The 18,883-nt window shown below is 73.6% G+C and carries 20 protein-coding genes; 3 read left to right on the forward strand and 17 right to left on the reverse strand.

Features of this window, described 5'->3' with window-relative positions; translation table 11 throughout:
* Position 1: 1 nt before the first annotated feature.
* The 12 genes from HDA31_RS29195 to HDA31_RS29250 all read right to left on the reverse strand — a co-directional run bounded on the left by HDA31_RS29195 (position 2) and on the right by HDA31_RS29250 (position 11,693).
* Positions 2-613, reverse strand: coding sequence for a hypothetical protein (locus HDA31_RS29195; protein ID WP_178062800.1), 612 nt, complete (start codon positions 611-613; stop codon positions 2-4).
* Between the two features lie 112 nt (positions 614-725).
* Positions 726-1,631: a hypothetical protein gene (locus tag HDA31_RS29200; protein ID WP_178062799.1), complete on the reverse strand. Its 906-nt coding sequence runs from the start codon at positions 1,629-1,631 to the stop codon at positions 726-728.
* Positions 1,632-1,750: 119 nt separating this feature from the next.
* Positions 1,751-2,734: a hypothetical protein gene (locus HDA31_RS29205; protein ID WP_178067000.1), complete on the reverse strand. Its 984-nt coding sequence runs from the start codon at positions 2,732-2,734 to the stop codon at positions 1,751-1,753.
* A gap of 40 nt (positions 2,735-2,774) precedes the next feature.
* On the reverse strand, positions 2,775-4,373 hold the full coding sequence (locus HDA31_RS29210; RefSeq protein ID WP_178062798.1) for a polyamine aminopropyltransferase: 1,599 nt from the start codon (positions 4,371-4,373) through the stop codon (positions 2,775-2,777).
* Complete coding sequence (locus HDA31_RS29215) at positions 4,370-5,158, reverse strand: hypothetical protein (RefSeq protein ID WP_246384252.1); 789 nt, start codon at positions 5,156-5,158, stop codon at positions 4,370-4,372. Before HDA31_RS29215 ends, HDA31_RS29210 begins: the two co-directional genes overlap by 4 nt.
* A complete protein-coding gene (locus tag HDA31_RS29220; RefSeq protein WP_043961148.1) occupies positions 5,158-5,580 on the reverse strand; it encodes a DUF350 domain-containing protein in 423 nt (140 codons plus the stop codon). The genes HDA31_RS29215 and HDA31_RS29220 overlap by 1 nt, the downstream gene beginning before the upstream one ends.
* A gap of 34 nt (positions 5,581-5,614) precedes the next feature.
* On the reverse strand, positions 5,615-6,040 hold the full coding sequence (locus HDA31_RS29225; protein WP_178062797.1) for a DUF4247 domain-containing protein: 426 nt from the start codon (positions 6,038-6,040) through the stop codon (positions 5,615-5,617).
* Entirely contained in the window at positions 6,037-6,540 is a 504-nt protein-coding gene (locus tag HDA31_RS29230) for a DUF2617 family protein (protein ID WP_178062796.1), read from the reverse strand. The genes HDA31_RS29225 and HDA31_RS29230 overlap by 4 nt, the downstream gene beginning before the upstream one ends.
* 4 nt (positions 6,541-6,544) lie before the next feature.
* The gene (locus HDA31_RS29235) at positions 6,545-7,177 is read right to left on the reverse strand and encodes a DUF4178 domain-containing protein (protein ID WP_074475629.1); all 633 of its coding nucleotides are present in this window, start codon (positions 7,175-7,177) and stop codon (positions 6,545-6,547) included.
* A gap of 88 nt (positions 7,178-7,265) precedes the next feature.
* Positions 7,266-7,637 (reverse strand): hypothetical protein, encoded by a 372-nt coding sequence (locus HDA31_RS29240; protein WP_178062795.1) that lies wholly within the window; start codon positions 7,635-7,637, stop codon positions 7,266-7,268.
* Between the two features lie 82 nt (positions 7,638-7,719).
* Entirely contained in the window at positions 7,720-10,311 is a 2,592-nt protein-coding gene (gene clpB / locus HDA31_RS29245) for an ATP-dependent chaperone ClpB (protein ID WP_178062794.1), read from the reverse strand.
* A 293-nt stretch (positions 10,312-10,604) separates the two neighbouring features.
* Complete coding sequence (locus HDA31_RS29250) at positions 10,605-11,693, reverse strand: beta propeller repeat protein (RefSeq protein ID WP_178062793.1); 1,089 nt, start codon at positions 11,691-11,693, stop codon at positions 10,605-10,607.
* Between the two features lie 31 nt (positions 11,694-11,724).
* On the opposite strand from HDA31_RS29250, the gene HDA31_RS29255 reads away from it, so the two are divergent.
* The 3 genes from HDA31_RS29255 (at position 11,725) to HDA31_RS29265 (ending at position 14,063) form a co-directional block, all read left to right on the forward strand.
* A complete protein-coding gene (locus tag HDA31_RS29255) occupies positions 11,725-12,225 on the forward strand; it encodes a cation:proton antiporter regulatory subunit (RefSeq protein ID WP_178062792.1) in 501 nt (166 codons plus the stop codon).
* A gap of 7 nt (positions 12,226-12,232) precedes the next feature.
* Positions 12,233-13,441 carry a cation:proton antiporter gene (locus tag HDA31_RS29260; RefSeq protein WP_178062791.1) on the forward strand — a complete coding sequence of 403 codons (1,209 nt, stop codon included), beginning with the start codon at positions 12,233-12,235 and terminating at the stop codon, positions 13,439-13,441.
* A gap of 190 nt (positions 13,442-13,631) precedes the next feature.
* Positions 13,632-14,063 carry a hypothetical protein gene (locus HDA31_RS29265; RefSeq protein WP_074475634.1) on the forward strand — a complete coding sequence of 144 codons (432 nt, stop codon included), beginning with the start codon at positions 13,632-13,634 and terminating at the stop codon, positions 14,061-14,063.
* A 13-nt stretch (positions 14,064-14,076) separates the two neighbouring features.
* On the opposite strand, the gene HDA31_RS29270 is transcribed toward HDA31_RS29265, so the two are convergent.
* The 5 genes from HDA31_RS29270 to dnaK all read right to left on the reverse strand — a co-directional run bounded on the left by HDA31_RS29270 (position 14,077) and on the right by dnaK (position 18,790).
* The gene (locus tag HDA31_RS29270) at positions 14,077-14,271 is read right to left on the reverse strand and encodes a hypothetical protein (protein ID WP_178062790.1); all 195 of its coding nucleotides are present in this window, start codon (positions 14,269-14,271) and stop codon (positions 14,077-14,079) included.
* Positions 14,272-14,408: 137 nt separating this feature from the next.
* Entirely contained in the window at positions 14,409-14,843 is a 435-nt protein-coding gene (locus tag HDA31_RS29275; RefSeq protein ID WP_043961133.1) for a heat shock protein transcriptional repressor HspR, read from the reverse strand.
* Between the two features lie 32 nt (positions 14,844-14,875).
* The gene (gene dnaJ / locus HDA31_RS29280; RefSeq protein WP_178062789.1) at positions 14,876-16,063 is read right to left on the reverse strand and encodes a molecular chaperone DnaJ; all 1,188 of its coding nucleotides are present in this window, start codon (positions 16,061-16,063) and stop codon (positions 14,876-14,878) included.
* A 79-nt stretch (positions 16,064-16,142) separates the two neighbouring features.
* Positions 16,143-16,886: a nucleotide exchange factor GrpE gene (gene grpE, locus HDA31_RS29285; protein ID WP_178062788.1), complete on the reverse strand. Its 744-nt coding sequence runs from the start codon at positions 16,884-16,886 to the stop codon at positions 16,143-16,145.
* Positions 16,887-16,933: 47 nt separating this feature from the next.
* A complete protein-coding gene (dnaK, locus tag HDA31_RS29290; protein ID WP_074475639.1) occupies positions 16,934-18,790 on the reverse strand; it encodes a molecular chaperone DnaK in 1,857 nt (618 codons plus the stop codon).
* Between the last annotated feature and the right edge of the window lie 93 nt (positions 18,791-18,883).

The raw sequence follows: 18,883 nt of genomic DNA on the forward strand, positions 1-18,883 counted from the left end.
CTCAGCGGAACGGGTGGTGGGCGGTGGCGGGCGGCGCCGGCGCGGGGTGCCGCCGACGGAACCACGCGCTGGCGCTCGGCGAGACCAGCAACGCGGCTACCCCAAGGTAACCGAGCGCCTGGCCGACCGAAAGCGCGGCGTTGACCGCGAGCCAGAAGCCCGGGTAGGCGTCGCCGACGAGGCCCAGCAGCTCGGCGGCGGACCGGCCGTCGGCGGACAGCCGCAGCGGCACGGCCCGCTGGCCGACCAACGCCGTCACCGCGCAGCAGCCGAACAGCGCGCCCAGCCCGCAGACCGCCCAGGTCGCCACCCGGGCCCCGGGCCGGCCGGCGCGCAGCCCGGCCGCCAGGCCGACCAGCACGACGCCCACCAGGACCGTCACCACCGCCGAGGCGACCGTCGCGCCCCGCAGCAGGAGGACCACGTCGTCGACCTGCGTCGCGGCGGCCGACGTGCCGGCCGCCGCCGACCGGAACCGCTCGACGGTGCCGCCGAGGACGAGCAGCGCGGCGACCGCCGAGGCCACGGCACCGGCGGCCATCAGCACCAGCACCGTCGCCGCCAGCCCGACGGCTGCGGGGCGGCGGGCCGGCGCCTGATCGGGGTACGACACGACGAGGTCCCTCCGGTAGGCGTCCGGTTGGAACCTACTCGGAGGGACCGTCGGTGTCGCCGATATCCGGCGTCGCCCCGCCCGGCGGTCGCGGGCGGGGCGACGCCGACGCTCAGTCCGACGAAGAGGACGAGGACGAGCCGGAGTCCGACGAGCCACCGGACGAGGAGCCGGAGTCCGAGGAGCCACCGGACGACCAGCCCGAATCCGACGAGCCGGCGGAGGGCGACGGTCCGGGGTCGCCGCCCTGGCCGGGCCCGTACGGGTCCGGCCGGTCGGACGCGGACGGCCCCGGCTGGTCCGGGTACGGCGGCTGGTCCGGGGTGGACGAGCCGTGGGTCCCGTGCGGGTACGTCGCGTGGCCGGGGGTGCCCGGGTAGCCCGGGGCCGGCGGGTAGCCGGGCTGCTGCGGGTACGCCGGGTAGGCGGCGCCCGGGACCGGCGGCTCCCAGCCCTGCTTCGGCTTGCGGAAGAACTCGTTCGCCTTCGGCAGGGCCAGCAGGATCAGCGCGGCCAGCACGGCGAGCAGGCCCACGACCCCGAGCACCAGGCTGACCGGGGTGTACCAGGAGGGCAGCGCCGCGTTCAGGCTGCGCTCGATCTCCTCTGCGCTCGGCGCGTCGCCGCCGGCCGACGGCCCGCCCATCGAGCCGGCCGCGCCGTTGAGCAAGCTGCCGCCGACGCAGCAGAGCAGGATGCCGCCGAGCACCCAGGTGGTGATGCGGCTGCCGTTGCTGCCGCGGTTGTTGAAGATCCCCAGGACGACCAGGACCAGGGCGAGGACCAGCATCAGCACGGCGCTGCCGATGGCGAAGCCGACGACGAAGGTGCCCAGCCCCTCGGCCCCGCTCGTGGTGCCCTCGAAGGCGTCCTCGAAGCCCTGCCGGAGCTTGCCGCTCACGGCGAGCGTCGTGACGAGGTTGAACAGCTGGAGCAGCGCGAAGAACATGAGCAGGTAGGTGGAGATCGTCACGATGCCCGGACGGGCCCGCGACGGCGTGCTGTGGGTATCGACCATGACTTCTCCCTTCTAGATCACGACGTCACGGTATCGTCCGCAGTCCCGTGCCGCCCGTCGGCGAACCGCGCCGGGCCGCCCGTCGTGTCGACGGCCCGCCCGAACGAGCGCGGCGGGGGTCAGCCGGCCCGGGACAGCCGGCGGTGTTCGGCCGTCACCACGGCGAGCAGGAACAGGTCGAAGACCAGCGCGGCGACCGCCCCGAACTGGTTGACGGTGAAGTTGAAGATCTGCCCGAACAGCAGGTCGACCAGGATCGCCAGCTTGAACAGCCGGAACGCGCCGATCCGGTCCCGCCGCAGCCGGACCGCAGCCGTGACGCTGAGCACCGCCGTGGCCAGCGCCGACGCCGACACGCCGAGCACCGCGCCCCACTCCCGCTCCTCGTCCAGCGCCCCGGTGACGCCGTCGACCGCCACCCCGACCACGGTCAGCGCCGGCTCCACCACGAGGTAGAGCACCACGAAGCGGACCACCCACCGCTGGTCGGTCAGCCCGACGGCGACCCGCCGGGCGCGGGCCAGCCAGGGCTGCCAGAACCTGGGCGGCGGCGGTTCCCGGCGGGGCACCGCGTCGAGCAGCGCGGCCACGGCGGCCTCGGTGCCCGCGCCGGAGCCCCGGGCCAGCCGCAGCACCTGCGCCCGCCGCCGGTCGGTGAGCCCGTCGATGAGGCCGCCGGCCACGGCGTCCAGGGCGTTCGCGGTGCGCTCCTCGGGGATCAGCCGGGTCCGCTCCCGGACCGCCTGGGTGATGACCACGAGCACCGCGAAGACGGCGTAGATGATGCCGGCGGCGGGGGCGTAGAAGTAGTCGGTGCGGGCCGTCACGAACTTGCCCACCTCGTCGATGAACAGGCCGAACCCGATCCCGCCGAGGATCGCGCCGGTCATCCGGGCCGCGCCGCCGAGGAAGACCAGCGCCACGCCGAGGCCGGCCGTCAGCAGCAGGCCGCCCCAGAGCACGTGTGCGATGTGCAGGCCGCCGCCGCCGAGCTGGGGGTAGCCGGTGGCCCGGAGGTACGCCCGCGTCACCAGCACGGCGGCCACCCCGGACAGCACGAACGCCTGGAGGTACGCCGCCACGGCCAGCGCCCGGGGCGGCATCCAGTGACGACGCGACGGTCCGCGCACCATGGTTCCGACGCTAGTAGCCGCGCCACTCGACGCGGGCGTACTCCAGCACACGGGGTCGCAGCAGCGTGGAGGCGGGCACGTCGAGCCGGCCCCGGTCGGCGGGGAAGCTCGCGGCCGACGCCAGCGTGCCGGCGGTGAGGAAGCGCAGCCGGGGCGCGTCGTCCGGCAGCGCCAGCGGCGGCGGGGCGGCCCCGGGCGCGGCGAGCACGAATCCCCAGTCGCCGAAGCTGGGCACGTCGACGTGGTACGGCACGGTGGCGAAGCCGGCCTCGCGCACCGACGCCTCGATCGACCAGTACGACCGGGGCGCGAAGTACGGCGAGCCGGACTGCACGACGAGCCGCCCGCCGTCGGCGAGCACGGCCCGGACCAGCGCGTAGAACTCCACGGTGTAGAGCTTGGCGGTGGCCGTCTCGTCGGGGTCGGGCAGGTCGGCGACGACCACGTCGAACCGGTCGGTGGCGGAGCGCAGCCAGCCGAACGCGTCGACGTTGACCACCCGCACCCGGGGGTCGGCGAACGCGTCGCCGTTCAGCTCGCGCAGCTGCGGCTCGCTGCGGGCCAGCGCCACCACGGCCGGATCGAGGTCGACGACGGTCACCCGCCGCACGTCGGGGTAGCGCAGGATCTCCCGCACCGCGAGCCCGTCGCCGGCGCCGAGCACCAGCACCTCGCCGCGCGGGCCGTTCAGCGCGGGATGCACGAGCGCCTCGTGGTAGCGGTACTCGTCGACGGAGCTGAACTGGAGGTCGCCGTTGAGGAACAGCCGCAGGTCGGTGTCGGCGTGGCCGACCTCCCGCACCGAGCGGGTCAGCACGATCTCCTGGTAGCGGCTGCGCTCGGCGTGCACCACCGGGTCGCGGTAGAGCTGCTGGCGGGCGGTCACCTCGAAGTCGGCGGCGGTGATCCAGGCGTACCCGAGGCAGAGCGCGACCACGACGGAGCCCGCGCCGACGGCGACGCGCGCCCGGCGGCTCAGCTCCGCCCGGAACACGGTGCAGACCAGCGCCACGCCGGCCACCGCGTTCACCGCGCCGACCACCAGGGCACCCTTGAGCTGCCCGAAGACCGGGATCAGCAGGAACGGGAAGGCCAGCCCGCCGAGCAGCGCGCCGACGTAGTCGGCGGCGAACAGGTCGGCCACGGCGCTGCCGGCGGACTGCTCCCGGATGCGTTGCAGCATGACCATCAGCAGCGGGATCTCCGCGCCGATGAGCAGCCCGAGCACGAACGCGGTGCCGACCAGCGCCGGGCCGTACAGGTCGAGCCAGGCGAACGCGGCGTAGAGGCCGAGCACCGACAGCCCGCCGAGCAGGGCGAGGACCAGCTCGACCAGGGCGAACGCGGCGGCGGCCCGGGACTGCAACGGCTTCGCGGCGAGCGCGCCGACGCCCATCGCGAAGACCATCACGCCGAGCACGATCGACGCCTGCCCGACGGTGTCGCCGATCAGGTAGCTGCCGAGCGCGACCAGGGCCAGCTCGTAGACCAGGCCGCAGGCGGCGCAGACGAAGACCGCGACCAGCACCGCCGAGCGGGCCAACCGCCAGCGCGGCCGGGCGGCGGCGGGGGCACCGCCGTCGACCGCCGCCGGCGTCTCGGTGGTCACGCCTTCCCCGGGGTACGACCGGCGGACGCCGCCGCCCGCTGCCGGCCCCGCTGCACGAAGCCGACGGTGAACAGCAGCGCGGTGACCAGCAGCAGCCCGCCGGTGGCGAGCAGCCAGCCCCAGCGGTCCCGCCAGAAGTCGCTGCCGGCGTCGGGCAGCGGGGCGGCGGTCGCGCCGGGCTGCGCGGTGGGGGCGGCGGCGGGAGGCACCACGCCGGTCTCGGCGAGCAGCAGCGGCAGCGCGACGGCGGCCCGGCAGACCGCCCAGCCGGGATCGTCGACGAACACGTCCTCCACGAGGCCGAAGCGGGCGAGACCGGTCTCGACGGCGTACAGGTCGGCGCGGTCGATGTCGGGCGAGCCGTTCACGTCGATGAGCGCGTAGTCGCTGCTCTCGCTGCTCTCCGACGTGTAGCGGACGTCGGCGGTCACCTCGACCCAGCGCGGGCAGGCCGGGTCGTCGACCACGGGGACCCCGTCACCGAGGTTGGAGCCGACGCTGACCGGGTCGGAGGTGAACCGGCTCTCCAGCCGCCAGCCGTAGCAGATGCCCTGGCTGCTGGCGGCCTGGGCGAGGATCGGCACGGTGTCGGCCCGCTCGTCGGCCGCCGGGGCGGGGACGGTGGTGCCGCCGGAGTCGCCGTTGGTCACGCTGATGCCGATGCAGCCGCCGACGAGGACGACGGTCACCAGCGCGACGACCCAGCCGCTGGCGGCCGACGACTTCTTCGCCGCCGCCGCCGGCTGGCCGGGCCGCCCGCCGCCCGGGTGCTTGCCCGCGGTCATCAGCTGATCGCGGCGGCGATGATCGCGCCAGTGGCCAGGTGCACGACGGCGGACACCCACACGGCGGGGTGCGGCTCCGGGTCGACCAGCAGTTCGCCGAGCCGCCCCGGGGTCACGGCGTCGAGCAGCAGGAACGCGGCGGCCATGATGACCAGCCCGACGATCCCGTACGCCGCCGCGCCGACGAGGCCGAGCACGAAGTCGTCCTCGCTGGCGACGATCGCGGCGACCACGATGGTGCCGACGCCGAGCAGGTTCGACGAGAGCAGCAGGGCGGCGTTGCGGTTGCGCTCGGTCCAGATCAGCTCGTGCAGCTTGCCGGGGGTGGCCACGTCGACCAGCCCGTAGCCGATGCCCATCAGGACGACGCCGACCACGCCGTAGGCGAGGGTGACCAGCAGATCGGTGACGAGGTTCTGCAAGGGGGACACTCCAGGGTGAGGGGCGTTCGTCGGGCTACTTGCCGGCGCCGGGGCCGCCGCCCCGGACGGTGCTGCCGCGTCCCCAGCCCCAGTGCGACCCGACGGTCGAGTGGTAACGGGGGTAGGCGGTGGTGAGGCGTTCGAGCAGGATCACCGAGCCGGCGGCGATCGGCAGGATCACCACCGAGTCGTCGTCGTAACGCAGGTAGACGCCGCTGCCGTCGACGTACTGGTCGGCCGGCTGCCAGGCGTCGGTGACCTCCTTGGCGACCTGGCTGGGCGTCTTCGACGAGGTGTACGCCATGGCGGCTCCGCCGATGTCGCGGCTGGCCGCCCGGTTGTACCGGTCCTGCACGTAGCCGCGCGGGGAGAAGTTGCCGTAGAAGATCGCGAAGGCGGCGAGCAGCGCGCCGACCACGGCGACCGCCGCTCCCACCACGAACCAGCGTCGGTACGTCATAGGGACACCACCGTCTCGGTCAGGACCAGCTCGTTGGTCTGGGGGTACGCGTGCCAGGTGCGCCAGCCGACCGCCCCGTCCGGCGGGTCGGTGCGCACGGCGAGGGCCGTCACCGCGTCGGCGTCGCCGGGAAACACCCCGACCAGCGCGTACGGGTCGCCGGCCAGCTCGGCGCGGAGCGCGGCGACCCGGGTGCTCAGCTCCGCCCCGGCCGGGCGCAGCACGGTGGCGGTGAACCGGTAGCCGTTCGCCTCGTCCAGCCGGGTCGCGGGCAGCTCGGGCGGGCGGCCGGGGAGGCAGGCGACGGTCTCGGTCAGCTCGGTGCCGGCCGCGCGCAGCACCACCTGGTGTGACGCGCCGAGCAGCCGCAGCCGCAGCCGGATCCCGCCGGGCAGGTCGAGGTCGAGCACGTGCAGCGCGGGGCGTTCGCCGTCGCCGAGGGCGAGGCTGAGGTCGGCGGCGCTGGTGTCGACGTACGGGGCGTCGAGGGTGACCAGCACGGGGTCAGCCCACCTTCGCCGGGCCGGACTGCGGGTAGATCATCACGTCGGAGCGGTGCAGCTCGTCGCCCCGGGCCACCTCCCACGCGGCGTTGCCGTACGCCTCGAAGGAGAGCCGCAGCTTCCCCGGCCCCCGGTAGTCGTGGTAGCGCATCGCGCCGGACGGGTCGAGGCCCGTGCTGCCGGTGGCGGTGAACCGCGCGTGCCCGGCCTCCTTGCTGACGTACCGGTGGCCGTCGAGGTCGATGCTCGGCGCGCCCGGGGTGATGGTGAGCGCCGGGTCGGTCGTCCAGAGCACCATGATCACGTCGGGGTCCTCCTCGACGGAGAGCCAGAGCTGACCGCCGGCCGCGTCGTCGAGCAGGTGCTCCGACCAGGTCCAGCTGCCCTCCTTGAGCAGCACGGAGCCGCGCACCCCGTACGAGGTGCCCCGGATCTCGACGATGTCGCCGGGGCTCAGCCGGCGCGGGTCGCCCCGCAGCGCGTCGGCGTCGCGGTCCCGGAACGGGTCCACCGGGCCGGGCCGCCCGCCCGTGCCCCTGCGGGAGCGCTGCATCGCCACCACGGCGACGACGATGCCGGCCACCGCGATGAGGCAGCCCAATCCCGTCACCAGATACGCCACCGAACCGTTCAACCCGATCGCCTCCCCCAGTCGCGTCGGCGGAGACGGTAACAACCCCGCGCACGTGGGGAAACCCGAGCACGACTGAGTAACTACTCAGTTACGGGCCGTCGTCGACGCTGTTGAGCTGGGCGGCGGCGTAGTCACCGAGCCGGGTCCGGCCCATGATGCAGCCGGCGAAGGTGACGAGCTCGGCCCCGGAGCCGCGCAGCCCCTCCCAGGCGGCACGGGCGGCGGCCGGGTCGACCCGCCCCAGCAGGGTCGCCGCGTACGCCCGACCGGCCGGTGAGCCGTGCGCGAGCAGCCAGTCGACCTTCCGCCGGGCCCGCCCCGGGTGCGCGTCGAGCTGCCGCTCGACCTCGAAGTACGCCTCGGTCTCCGGCAGCACCGTGCCGGCGAAGCCGACCCCGCCGAAGGCGAGCGTGTCGGTGGCCGCCAGCTCCCGCACGGCCGCGTCGAGCCGATCGCCCATCCCAACCCCCTGAAGAAGGAAGCGCCCCCTGTTAACGCAAAACGTTGTACAGGGGGCCCCTATTAACATTCACGCCAGCGCGTCAGGCCGCGGCGACCGTCAGGCCGTCCTTGCCGTCGGCCAGGTCGACCTGGACCGTGTCGCCGTCGCGGATCGCGCCGGAGAGCAGCGCCCGGGCGAGCTGGTCGCCGATGGCGGACTGCACCAGCCGCCGCAGCGGGCGCGCGCCGTAGATCGGGTCGTACCCGTGCTCGGCGAGCCAGCCCCGCGCGGCCTCACTGACGTCCAGCGTCAGCCGGCGGTCGGCGAGCCGCTTCCGCATCCGGTCGAGCTGGATGTCGACGATGGCCCGCAGGTCGTCGCCCAGCAGCGCGGCGAAGACCACGATGTCGTCGAGCCGGTTGAGGAACTCCGGCTTGAAGTGCGACCGGACCACCGCGAGGACGCCCTCCCGGCGCTGCTCCTCGGCCAGCGTCAGGTCGCTGATCACCGACGACCCGAGGTTGGAGGTGAGGATCAGGATCGCGTTGCGGAAGTCCACCGTGCGGCCCTGGCCGTCGGTGAGCCGGCCGTCGTCGAGCACCTGGAGCAGCACGTCGAAGACGTCGGGGTGGGCCTTCTCGACCTCGTCGAGCAGGATCACCGAGTACGGCCGGCGGCGCACCGCCTCGGTGAGCTGGCCGCCCTCCTCGTAGCCGACGTACCCGGGCGGGGCGCCGACGAGCCGGGCGACGGAGTGCTTCTCGCCGTACTCGCTCATGTCGATGCGGACCATGGCCCGCTCGTCGTCGAAGAGGAACTCGGCGAGCGCCTTGGCCAGCTCGGTCTTGCCGACGCCGGTCGGGCCGAGGAAGAGGAAGCTGCCGGTGGGGCGGTCCGGGTCGGCGACGCCGGCCCGGGCGCGGCGCACCGCGTCGGAGACGGCCGAGACGGCCTCGGCCTGGCCGACCACGCGCGCGCCCAGCGACTCCTCCATCCGCAGCAGCTTGGCGGTCTCGCCTTCGAGGAGCCGGCCGGCGGGGATGCCCGTCCAGGAGGCGACGACGGCGGCGATGTCGTCCGCGCCGACCTCCTCCTTGAGCATCGCGCCGTCGGCCTGGAGCCGGGCCAGCTCCTCCTCGGCCTTCGCGAGGTCGGCCTTGAGGGCGGGGATCCGGCCGTAGCGCAGCTCGGCGGCCCGCTCCAGCTCGCCGTCGCGCTCGGCCCGCTCGGCCTCGCCGCCGAGCCGCTCCAGCTCCTCCTTGGCGGTGGAGAGCTTGGTGATGTGGCTCTTCTCCGTCTGCCAGCGCTCGGAGAGGGCGGTGAGCTGCTCGCGCTTGTCGGCCAGCTCCTTGCGCAGCCGGTCGAGGCGCTCGGCGGAGGCGGCGTCGGGCTCCTTGGCCAGCGCCATCTCCTCGATCTCCAACCGGCGCACGGCCCGCTCGATCTCGTCGACCTCGACCGGCCGGGAGTCGATCTCCATGCGCAGCCGGGACGCGGACTCGTCGACCAGGTCGATCGCCTTGTCCGGCAGGAACCGGTCGGTGATGTAGCGGTCGGACAGGGCGGCGGCGGCGACCAGGGCGGCGTCGGTGATGCGTACGCCGTGGTGCACCTCGTAGCGCTCCTTGAGCCCGCGCAGGATGCCGATGGTGTCCTCGATGGTCGGCTCGCCGACCAGCACCGGCTGGAAGCGGCGCTCCAGGGCCGGGTCCTTCTCGATGTGCTCCCGGTATTCGTCGAGAGTGGTCGCGCCGACCATCCGCAGCTCGCCGCGCGCGAGCATCGGCTTGAGCATGTTGCCGGCGTCCATCGAGCCCTCGCCCTTGCCCGCGCCGACGACGGTGTGCAGCTCGTCGAGGAAGGTGATGACCTGGCCGTCGGAGTTCTTGATCTCCTCCAGCACGGACTTGAGGCGCTCCTCGAACTGGCCCCGGTATTGTGCGCCGGCCACCATCGCGCCGAGGTCGAGCGAGACCAGCTTCTTGTCGCGCAGCGACTCGGGCACGTCGCCGGCCACGATCCGCTGGGCGAGGCCCTCGACGATCGCGGTCTTGCCGACGCCGGGCTCGCCGATCAGCACCGGGTTGTTCTTGGTACGCCGGGACAGCACCTGGATGACGCGGCGGATCTCGGAGTCCCGGCCGATCACCGGGTCGATCTTCCCGTCGCGGGCGCTGGCGGTCAGGTCGACGCCGTACTTGGCCAGGGCCTGATAGGTCTGCTCCGGGTCGGCGGTGGTGACCCGCCGGTCCCCGCCCCGGACGGTCGGGAACGCGGCGACCAGGCTCTCCTCGGTGGCACCGGCGTTGCGCAGCGCGGTGGCGACCGCGCCGCCGACCCGGGCCAGACCGGCGAGCAGGTGCTCGGTCGAGGTGTACTCGTCGCCGAGCGGCCGGGCGATCTGCTCGGCGGCGCCGATGGCGTTGACGAACTCGCGGGCCAGCGTGGGCTCGGCGATGCTGGAGCCCCGGGCGGCCGGCAGGGCGTCGACGGCGCGCTGGGCGGCCCGGCGCAGCTCGGCGGGGTCGGCCCCGGCGGCGCGCAGCAGGCCGGCGGCGGTCGACCCCTCGGTGTCCAGCAGCGACAGCAGCAGGTGCCAGGGCTCCACGGTGGCGTGACCGCGCTGGTTCGCCAGCGCGACGGCACCGGTGATGGTCTCGCGGCTCTTGGTGGTGAGACGTTCCGTGTTCATGGGCTCCCCCGGATCGGCGTGTCCACTAGGAAGGACACAACCAGAGTTGAGCCTATTCCGCTCAACCTTGCCAGTGTGACCTGAGTCACTTCCATCCTGGTGCGGTCGGGGCGGCGGGGCGGCACCTGGTCGGGTGCGACCGCACTCGTTCCCGCATCGAGGGCGGCCTGGCAGCGGGCCTGACAGCACGAACGACTCAGCTCCCTAGGCGCGGAAACGACTCCCATCCTGGCCTCGGGCGAGGTGGCGGTGCGGCACGGACCGCCCGGCCCGCAGGCGCGCGGCACGCCCGCTCAGGCCGGGTCCAGCACCACGCGCACCCAGCGACGATTGCCGACCGGCCCGGCGGCCAGCAGCACCTCGTCGGGGGCGCGGCCCACCAGCGTGCCGTCGGCCAGCAGGGTCAGGTAGTGCTTGGGGGCGACCGGCCAGTCGAGCCGGTCGTACCGGCCGTCGGCCACCACGCCCGCGCCGTCCGGACCGTTGACGGCGAAGCGGCCAGTGGTCAGCGGGACCACGGAATCCGCCCGCGCGGGATGCCCTGTGGCGAACACCGGCACCCACCGGCCCAGGTACCGCCAGAGCGCCGGGAAACCCGTCCGGTCCGGCGGCCAGCCGACCAGGCGTGCCTCGCCGTCCGGCCCGACCACCGGCCGCAGCACCCCGACCTCGCCGCCGGGCGCGGGCACCGAGGTCGGCTGCCAGGTGCGTCCCCGGTCCGTCGAGACCGCCGCGTACGGCCTGCCGCCGTCGACGCCGGCCACCACCAGCAGGCCACGGGCCTCGACGACGCCGTGCAGGGGCCGCACGGGCGGCTGGGCGGGCAGGGGCGTCGCCCGCAGCCCCGCCCAGCGGACCACCCGGCCGGTGGCCTCGTCGATCTGGAACCGACCCTGGGCGGCGCGCCAGGCGACGGGCTCCTGCTCTCCGGTGGTGTGCGCGAAGGTGCGCCCGCCGTCGGTGGAGGTGAACCAGCCGTGCGGCTCGGCGGTCAGCATCAGCATCCCCGGGGCGGCGTAGAGCTGCTGGTGCTCGGCGACCGGGCGGGGGTGGGTGAGCCGCCGCCAGGACCGGCCGCCGTCGACCGTGGCGTAGAGCACCGCCGGGCAGTCCCGCGCCGGGCAGCCGGAGAAGAGGGCGTACGCCTGCTCGGCGGTGACGAACTCGACGTACGGAAGGTCGTACCCCTTGCCGACCGGGACCCGGACCTCGCGCAACTCGACCTCGGGGGCCGGGGGCGACGGCGTCGGTGCGGTCGCGGGCGGCCGGGGCGACGGGGCGGCGCGGTCCGGCGGCGGGCGACGGACATCGCCGATCGAGCAGCCGGTCAGCAGGGGCGCTAGCAGCAGCGCGACCGTTCTGCGGCCGAACCGACGAGTCATCGGCCTACCCCCCAACCGGTAGCCTGACGCCGTGCGAGTACGTGTCGAACAGACTGCCCTACCCGGGATCGGAATGCGTCACGACCTGTTGACGGAATCCGGACGCCGGCTTGGTGTGGTTTCCCACCGCAATGGCCGCCGCGACCTTGTCCTCTACGACCCCGATGATCCCGATTCCTGCCAGCACGACATACCGCTGACAGACGACGAGGCGGAGGCGCTGGCGGACATCCTGGGCGCGTCGCTGATGCTCGGCCAGCTCTCCGGGCTGCGCGAGCAGGCCGCCGGGCTGCTCACCGAGCAGATCGCCATCCCGGCCAGTTCCAAGTACGTCAACAGGCGGCTCGGCGACACGAAGGCCCGCACCCGGACCAGCGCCTCGATCGTCGCGGTGCTGCGCCAGGGCGAGGTGATCGTCTCGCCCGACCCGGCCTTCCGATTCGACGCCGGTGACGTGGTGGTCGTGGTCGGCACCCGCAAGGGGCTCGACGGCGTGACCGCCATCCTCGCCGACAGCGACCCGGACGGCTGAGGCGCGGATGCACGAGGAAACCACGATATTGCTCATCGAGGTCGGTGCGCTGCTGTTCCTGCTCGGGCTGCTGGGGCGGCTCGGGCGGCGGATCGGCCTCTCCCCCATTCCCCTCTACCTGCTCGCCGGGCTCGTCTTCGGCCACGGCGGCGTGCTGCCGTTGACCGCCAGCGAGGAGTTCTTCGCCGTCGGGGCGGAGATCGGCGTGATCCTGCTGCTGGTCATGCTCGGCCTGGAATACTCGGCGGGCGAACTCGTCGGCAACCTGCGCTCGGCGGCGCCAGCCGGCCTGATCGACGGGGTGTTCAACGCGCTGCCCGGCGCGGCCTTCGCCTTCCTGCTCGGCTGGGACTGGGTGGCCGCGATCGTGCTGGCCGGCATCACCTGGGTCTCCTCCTCCGGCGTGATCGCCAAGGTGCTGGCCGACCTGGGCCGGCTCGGTAACCGGGAGACGCCGGTGGTGCTGTCGGTGCTGGTCATCGAGGACCTGGCGATGGCGCTCTACCTGCCGTTGCTCACCGCCGTGCTGGCCGGCACCGGCCTGCTCGGCGGCGGCATCGCGCTGGGCGTCGCCGTCGGCACCGTCATGCTGGTGCTCGTGGTGGCGATCCGGTACGGCCACCTGATCTCCTCCGCCATGTCGGCGAAGGACCCGGAGGCGCTGCTGCTCGGCGTGCTCGGGCTCACCCTGCTGGTCGCGGGCGTCGCGGCGAAGCTCCAGGTGTCGGCGGCGGTCGGCGCGTTCCTCGTCGGCATCGCCCTGTCCGGCCCGGTGGCGCACCACGCCACCGAGATGCTCTCCCCGCTGCGGGACCTGTTCGCCGCGGTGTTCTTCGTCTTCTTCGGCCTGGTCACCGACCCCCGGGACATCCCGCCCGTGCTGCTGCCGGCGCTCGCGCTGGCCGTGGTGACGATGGGGACGAAGACGCTGACCGGATACCTGGCCGCCCGGCGGGTGGGGATCAAGGAACCCGGCCGGTGGCGGGCCGGGCTGGCCCTAGTGCCGCGCGGCGAGTTCTCCATCGTCATCGCCGGGCTCGCCGTGGCCGCCGGCAGCGTCGAGCCGAAGCTGGCGGCGCTGGCCACCGCGTACGTGCTGATCACTGTGGTGACCGGGCCGATGCTGGCACGGCTGCCCGACTTCGCCTGGTTCAAGCTGTGGCTGCGGCAGCGGGCCGTCACCCAGCGCGCCGAGCCGCTGGTCACCACCGACTGAGCAGTCACTCAGTTCCGTCCGCCGGGGCGGGGTCGGCCGTACGGTCGGCCCCGCCCCGCGTCCATCGGATGCCGAATTGTGCTGGGAGCCCCTTCCCCCTGGTCGGCGCAGCGGGTTACCGTTTCGCCCCAGCAGCAAGGGTCCGTGGGTGGCCGGTCGGTCGCCCCGGGCGCGAGCGGAAGGTTGGCCGGTGAGCGTGCAGGACTCGACGTTCCACGGCTTCGCCAACCCCGTCGACCCGTCCCCGGCGGAGTTGCGGGCGTGGGCGTACCACCCCGACTCGGTGCCGTTGACGTCGATGCCGCCGGACTGGGACCTGCTGGTCTCCGGGGACCACCTGGTGCAGACCCTCTTCGAGCTGGCCATGGACCCGGCCTGCCCGGCCCGCCGGTTCGCGCTGCACTGCCTCTACATCTACGCCGCAGACGGCATCCGGACGAACTTCCGCGCCCACCCGAAGCGCCGCTTCCGCAAGCTGGTCGAGCAGTCGGAGCGGACCGGCGACGAGATGATGCGGACGTGGGCGCACAACAGCCGCGTGCTGCTGGCCCGCCCGCACCTGTTCGTCTACCGGGACTGGTGCGAGGGCGGCCTGGTCCGCGAGAACCGCCGGATCGGCTGACGCCGGGGCCGCCTCAGGCGGCCGAGCCGCCGCGCCCCTCGCCCCGATCCCGGTCGGCACCGTCGCCCCGCTCGGCGAACCGGCCCTCCCGGACCTTGTCGGTGAACCGCCCCTCGGTGATCTTGTCGAACTGCTGTCGGGCGGACCTGGCGACCCGGTCGAGCCGCTCCTCCGCCTGCTGCGCCACCTTCTTGGCCTGTTCCGACATGGCTCCCCCTCGCCAGCGCGGTGGGCCCGGATCGCGCGGGCCGGCCTGATTCGCAGGTTAGTGGAGCCGGCCCGGCCCGCGCCGGGGTTCCGGGAAGCGGACCGGGCCGTCGGTGCTCCGGCGGGGCGAGCGGCGGGTCAGCGGTCGCGCCGGGGACGCCAGACCACCAGGGCGGTGGAGGTGCGGTTGGTCGGCACCAGGTCGCTGCCCGGGAACCGGGCGAGGGACTCCAGCTCCGCCACCCGCCGGTACGCGGCGTCCAGCTCGGCCTCCAGCCGCGCGATCCGCTGCTGGGCCTGCTCCAGCAGGCGTTCCAGCCCGATGATCCGCTTGACGCCGGCGAGGTTGACCCCCTCGTCCTGGCTGAGCCGCTGCACCTCGCGCAGCAGCACCACGTCCCGGACGCTGTAACGACGCCCGCCACCGGCCGCCCGGCCGGCCTGCACCAGGCCGAGCCGGTCGTACTGGCGCAGGGTCTGGGGGTGCATCCCCGCCATCCGCGCCGCGACCGAGATCATCAGCACCTTGGCCTCGTAGGCAGGGTCACCCGAGCCGACGTGCTCTCCCGCCATCCCCGCTCACCTCCGCACACACTCCAGCAGGCTCAACTGAACCGACGCACCCGGGCGTCGAGATGTTCCCGGGCGGCCGGCGGGGTCTGCTCGGCGAACGCCTCCAGCGCCGCCCGCGCCTCGTCGGACACCCCGGCCGGCACCACCACGTCGAGGGTGACCAGCAGGTCACCGGCCTTTCCGTCGCGGCGCACGACGCCCTTGCCCCGGGCGCGCAGCACCCGGCCGCTCGGCGTGCCCGGCGGGACCCGCAGGGTCACCGTGCCGTCGAGCGTGGGCACCCGCAGGTCCGTGCCGAGCACGGCCTCCGGGAAGGTGATCGGCACGGTCAGGGTCAGGTCGTCCCCGGTGCGCCCGAACAGCTCGTCCGGCCGCACCTTGACGTGCACGTACAGGTCGCCGGCCGGGCCGCCGCGCTCGCCCGGCTCGCCGCGCCCGTTCAGCCGGATCCGCTGGCCGTCGGCCACCCCGGCGGGGAAGCGGACGTTCAGCGTGCGGGTCTTGGTGACCCCGCCGGTGCCGTGGCACTCCGGGCACTTCTCCTCGACGACCGTCCCCACGCCCTGACAGTTGCGGCACGGCTCGGAGAAGCTGAACGAACCCTGGTTGCGATTGGTCACCCCGGCGCCGTGGCAGACCTGGCAGGTCACCGGCGAGGTGCCCGGCTTCGCCCCGCTGCCGGAGCACGTGTCGCAGACCCCGGGCGCGCGCAGGGTCAGCGGGAGGGTGACCCCGCGTACCGCGTCGCCGAAGTCGAGCGCCACCTCGGTCTCGATGTCCCGGCCCTTCGCCGGGCCGCGCGGGCGGGCCGGGCCGCCGGCACCGCCGCCGCCGGAGAAGATCGAGCTGAACAGGTCCTGGAAGCCGGCCCCGCCGAAGCGCCGGTCACCGCCGCCCGCCGCGCCGCCGAACAGGTCGGACACGTCGAACGGCTGCCCGCCGGGGCCGCCCGCGCCCCGGGCGTTGCGCCGGAACTGGCCGGAGCCGAACAGCGAGCGCATCTCGTCGTACTCGCGGCGCTTGGCCTCGTCGCCGAGCACCGCGTACGCCTCGGAGACGGCCTTGAACCGCTCCTCGGCCCCGGTGTCGCCCGGGTTGTGGTCCGGGTGCGACTCCCGGGCCAGTTTCCGGTACGACTTCTTGATCTCGTCCGAGGAGGCGGACTTCTGCACGCCCAGCGTGGCGTAGTAGTCCTTCTCGATCCAGTCCTTAGTACTCACCGGTCCACCCCCTTCCACGGGACGTACCCCGGACGTCCCGCCCGCCCGGTGCGGGCGGACGGGACGACACGGGTCGGCACTACTCCGGGTCGGCGACCGCGACCATGGCCGGCCGCAGCAGCCGCTCGCCGAGCTGGTAGCCCCGGCGCATGACCTGCACGCAGGTCGGCTCGGTCACGTCGGCGGACGTCTGGTGGGCCACCGCCTCGTGCCGGGTCGGGTCGAACGGGTCGCCCTGCTCGCCGAACGCCGACAGGCCGAACTTGCCCAGCGCGGTGGTGAGCTGCTCGGCGACGGTGCCGAACGGGCCCACCAGGTCGCCGTGCTCGCGGGCGCGGTCCAGGTCGTCGAGGATCGGCAGCAGCGCGGCGAGCACCGAGCCGGTCGCCTGCTCCTGGACGAGGCTGCGGTCCCGGTCGACCCGCTTGCGATAGTTGGCGTACTCCGCCGTCACCCGTTGCAGGTCCCGGGTCCGCTCGTCCAGCTCGGCCCGCAGCGCCTCCAGCTCGGCGCCGAGCGGTGCCGCGGCGGGCGGCGCGCCGCCCTCGACGGGCTGGGCCGGGGCGTCGACGACGGGCGGCCCGTCGACCGACGCGGCCTCGATCTCGATCTCGTCGACCACGATCTCGGCGTCCTCGACCAGGCCCTCCGCCGGGGTGTCGGCCCCGGCGTCGGCCGCGGCGGGCACCTCGGACTTGCTGATCTTGCGATTGTCACGGATGACGACCCGCGGCTGCTCACCGGCGGACTGGCCGGCGGTCGCGGAGCCACCCGGCGTCGACCCGGACTCCACCGGGTCGGCGGCTCGTGGCTTCTCCGTCATGCGGTTACCTCATCCCTTGGCCGTCGATACGTGTCCGAGGCGCATCGTCACTTCTTGTCCTCGTCCACGATCTCCGCGTCGACCACGTCGTCGGCGCCGCCGGCCTTCGCGCCGCCGGTCGCGCCGGCGCCCGGGCCGGCCGCCCCCGGCTGCTCGCCCTGCTCGGCCTGCTGCGACGCGTAGAGCAGCGAGCCGGCCTGCTGGGAGACCTGCGCGAGCTTCTCGTGGGCCGCCTTGATCTTGTCGATGTCCTGGCCGCCGAGCGCGCCGCGCAGCTCGCCGAGCGCCTCGTTGAGCTGCTCCCGGTTCTCGCCCGGCAGCTTGTCGCCGCTCTCGGCGAGGAACTTCTCGGTCTGCCACTGGAGCGCCTCGGCGAGGTTGCGGGTCTCCGCCTCCTCGCGGCGACGCTTGTCGTCCTCGGCGTGCTCCTCGGCGTCGCGGCGCATCCGCTCGATGTCGTCCTTCGGCAGCGAGGAGCCGCCGGTGATCGTCATCTTCTGCTCCTTGCCGGTGCCCAGGTCCTTCGCGTGCACGTTCACGATGCCGTTGGCGTCGATGTCGAACGTGACCTCGATCTGGGGCACGCCGCGCGGCGCGGGCGGGAGGCCGGTCAGCTCGAAGGTGCCGAGCTTCTTGTTGTAGGCCGCGATCTCCCGCTCGCCCTGGAACACCTGGATCAGCACCGACGGCTGGTTGTCGTCGGCCGTGGTGAAGACCTCGGAGCGCTTGGTCGGGATGGTGGTGTTGCGCTCGATGAGCTTGGTGAAGATGCCGCCCTTGGTCTCGATGCCCAGGCTCAGCGGGGTCACGTCGAGCAGCAGGACGTCCTTGACCTCGCCCTTGAGCACGCCGGCCTGGAGGGCGGCGCCGACGGCGACGACCTCGTCGGGGTTGACGCCCTTGTTGGGCTCCTTGCCGGTGAGCTGCTTGACCAGGTCGGTGACGGCCGGCATCCGGGTGGAGCCGCCGACGAGGATGACGTGGTCGACGTCGGCGACCTTGATCCCGGCGTCCTTGACGGCCTGCTCGAACGGGCCCTTGCAGCGGTCCAGCAGGTCCTGCGTCATCCGCTGGAACTCGGCGCGGCTGAGCGTCACGTCCAGGTGCAGCGGGCCGGCGGAGCCGGCCGTGATGTACGGCAGGTTGATGTTGGTGGTGGTGGCCGCCGACAGCTCGATCTTGGCCTTCTCGGCCGCCTCGCGCAGCCGCTGGAGGGCCATCTTGTCCTGGGCCAGGTCGATGCCGTGCTCGCCCCGGAAGGTCTTCACCAGGTGGTCGATGATCCGCTGGTCCCAGTCGTCGCCGCCGAGCTGGTTGTCGCCGCTGGTCGACTTGACCTCGACGACGCCCTCGGCCAGCTCCAGCAGCGACACGTCGAAGGTGCCGCCGCCGAGGTCGAAGACCAGGACGGTCTGCTCCTTGGAGCCCTTGTCCAGCCCGTACGCCAGGGCCGCCGCGGTCGGCTCGTTCACGATCCGCAGCACGTTGAAGCCGGCGATCTCGCCGGCCTCCTTGGTGGCCTGACGCTGGCCGTCGTTGAAGTAGGCCGGGACGGTGATCACCGCGTCGGTGATCTGCTCGCCCAGGTACGCCTCGGCGTCCCGCTTGAGCTTCATCAGCGTCCGGGCCGAGATCTCCTGCGGGGTGTACTTCTTGCCGTCGATGTCGACGGTCCAGTTGGTGCCGATCTCCCGCTTGACCGACCGGATGGTCCGGTCCGGGTTCGTCACCGCCTGGCGCTTGGCGACCTCGCCGACGAGGACCTCCCCGTTGCGGGCGAACGCGACGATCGACGGGGTCGTCCGCGAGCCCTCAGCGTTCGCGATGACGGTGGGCTCACCGCCCTCGAGAACGCTGACGCAGGAGTTCGTCGTGCCGAGGTCGATACCGACCGCACGTGCCATCTTCGCTTCCTCGCTTCTTACGTTGGAGGCTTCTCGCGTCGGAGCAGGTGACGGGGGCTCTCCCGTCGCTCGCTCGCCACAAGTTGAGTGAAC

This window comes from Micromonospora carbonacea (genome assembly GCF_014205165.1).
GTDB classification, from domain to species: domain Bacteria; phylum Actinomycetota; class Actinomycetes; order Mycobacteriales; family Micromonosporaceae; genus Micromonospora; species Micromonospora carbonacea.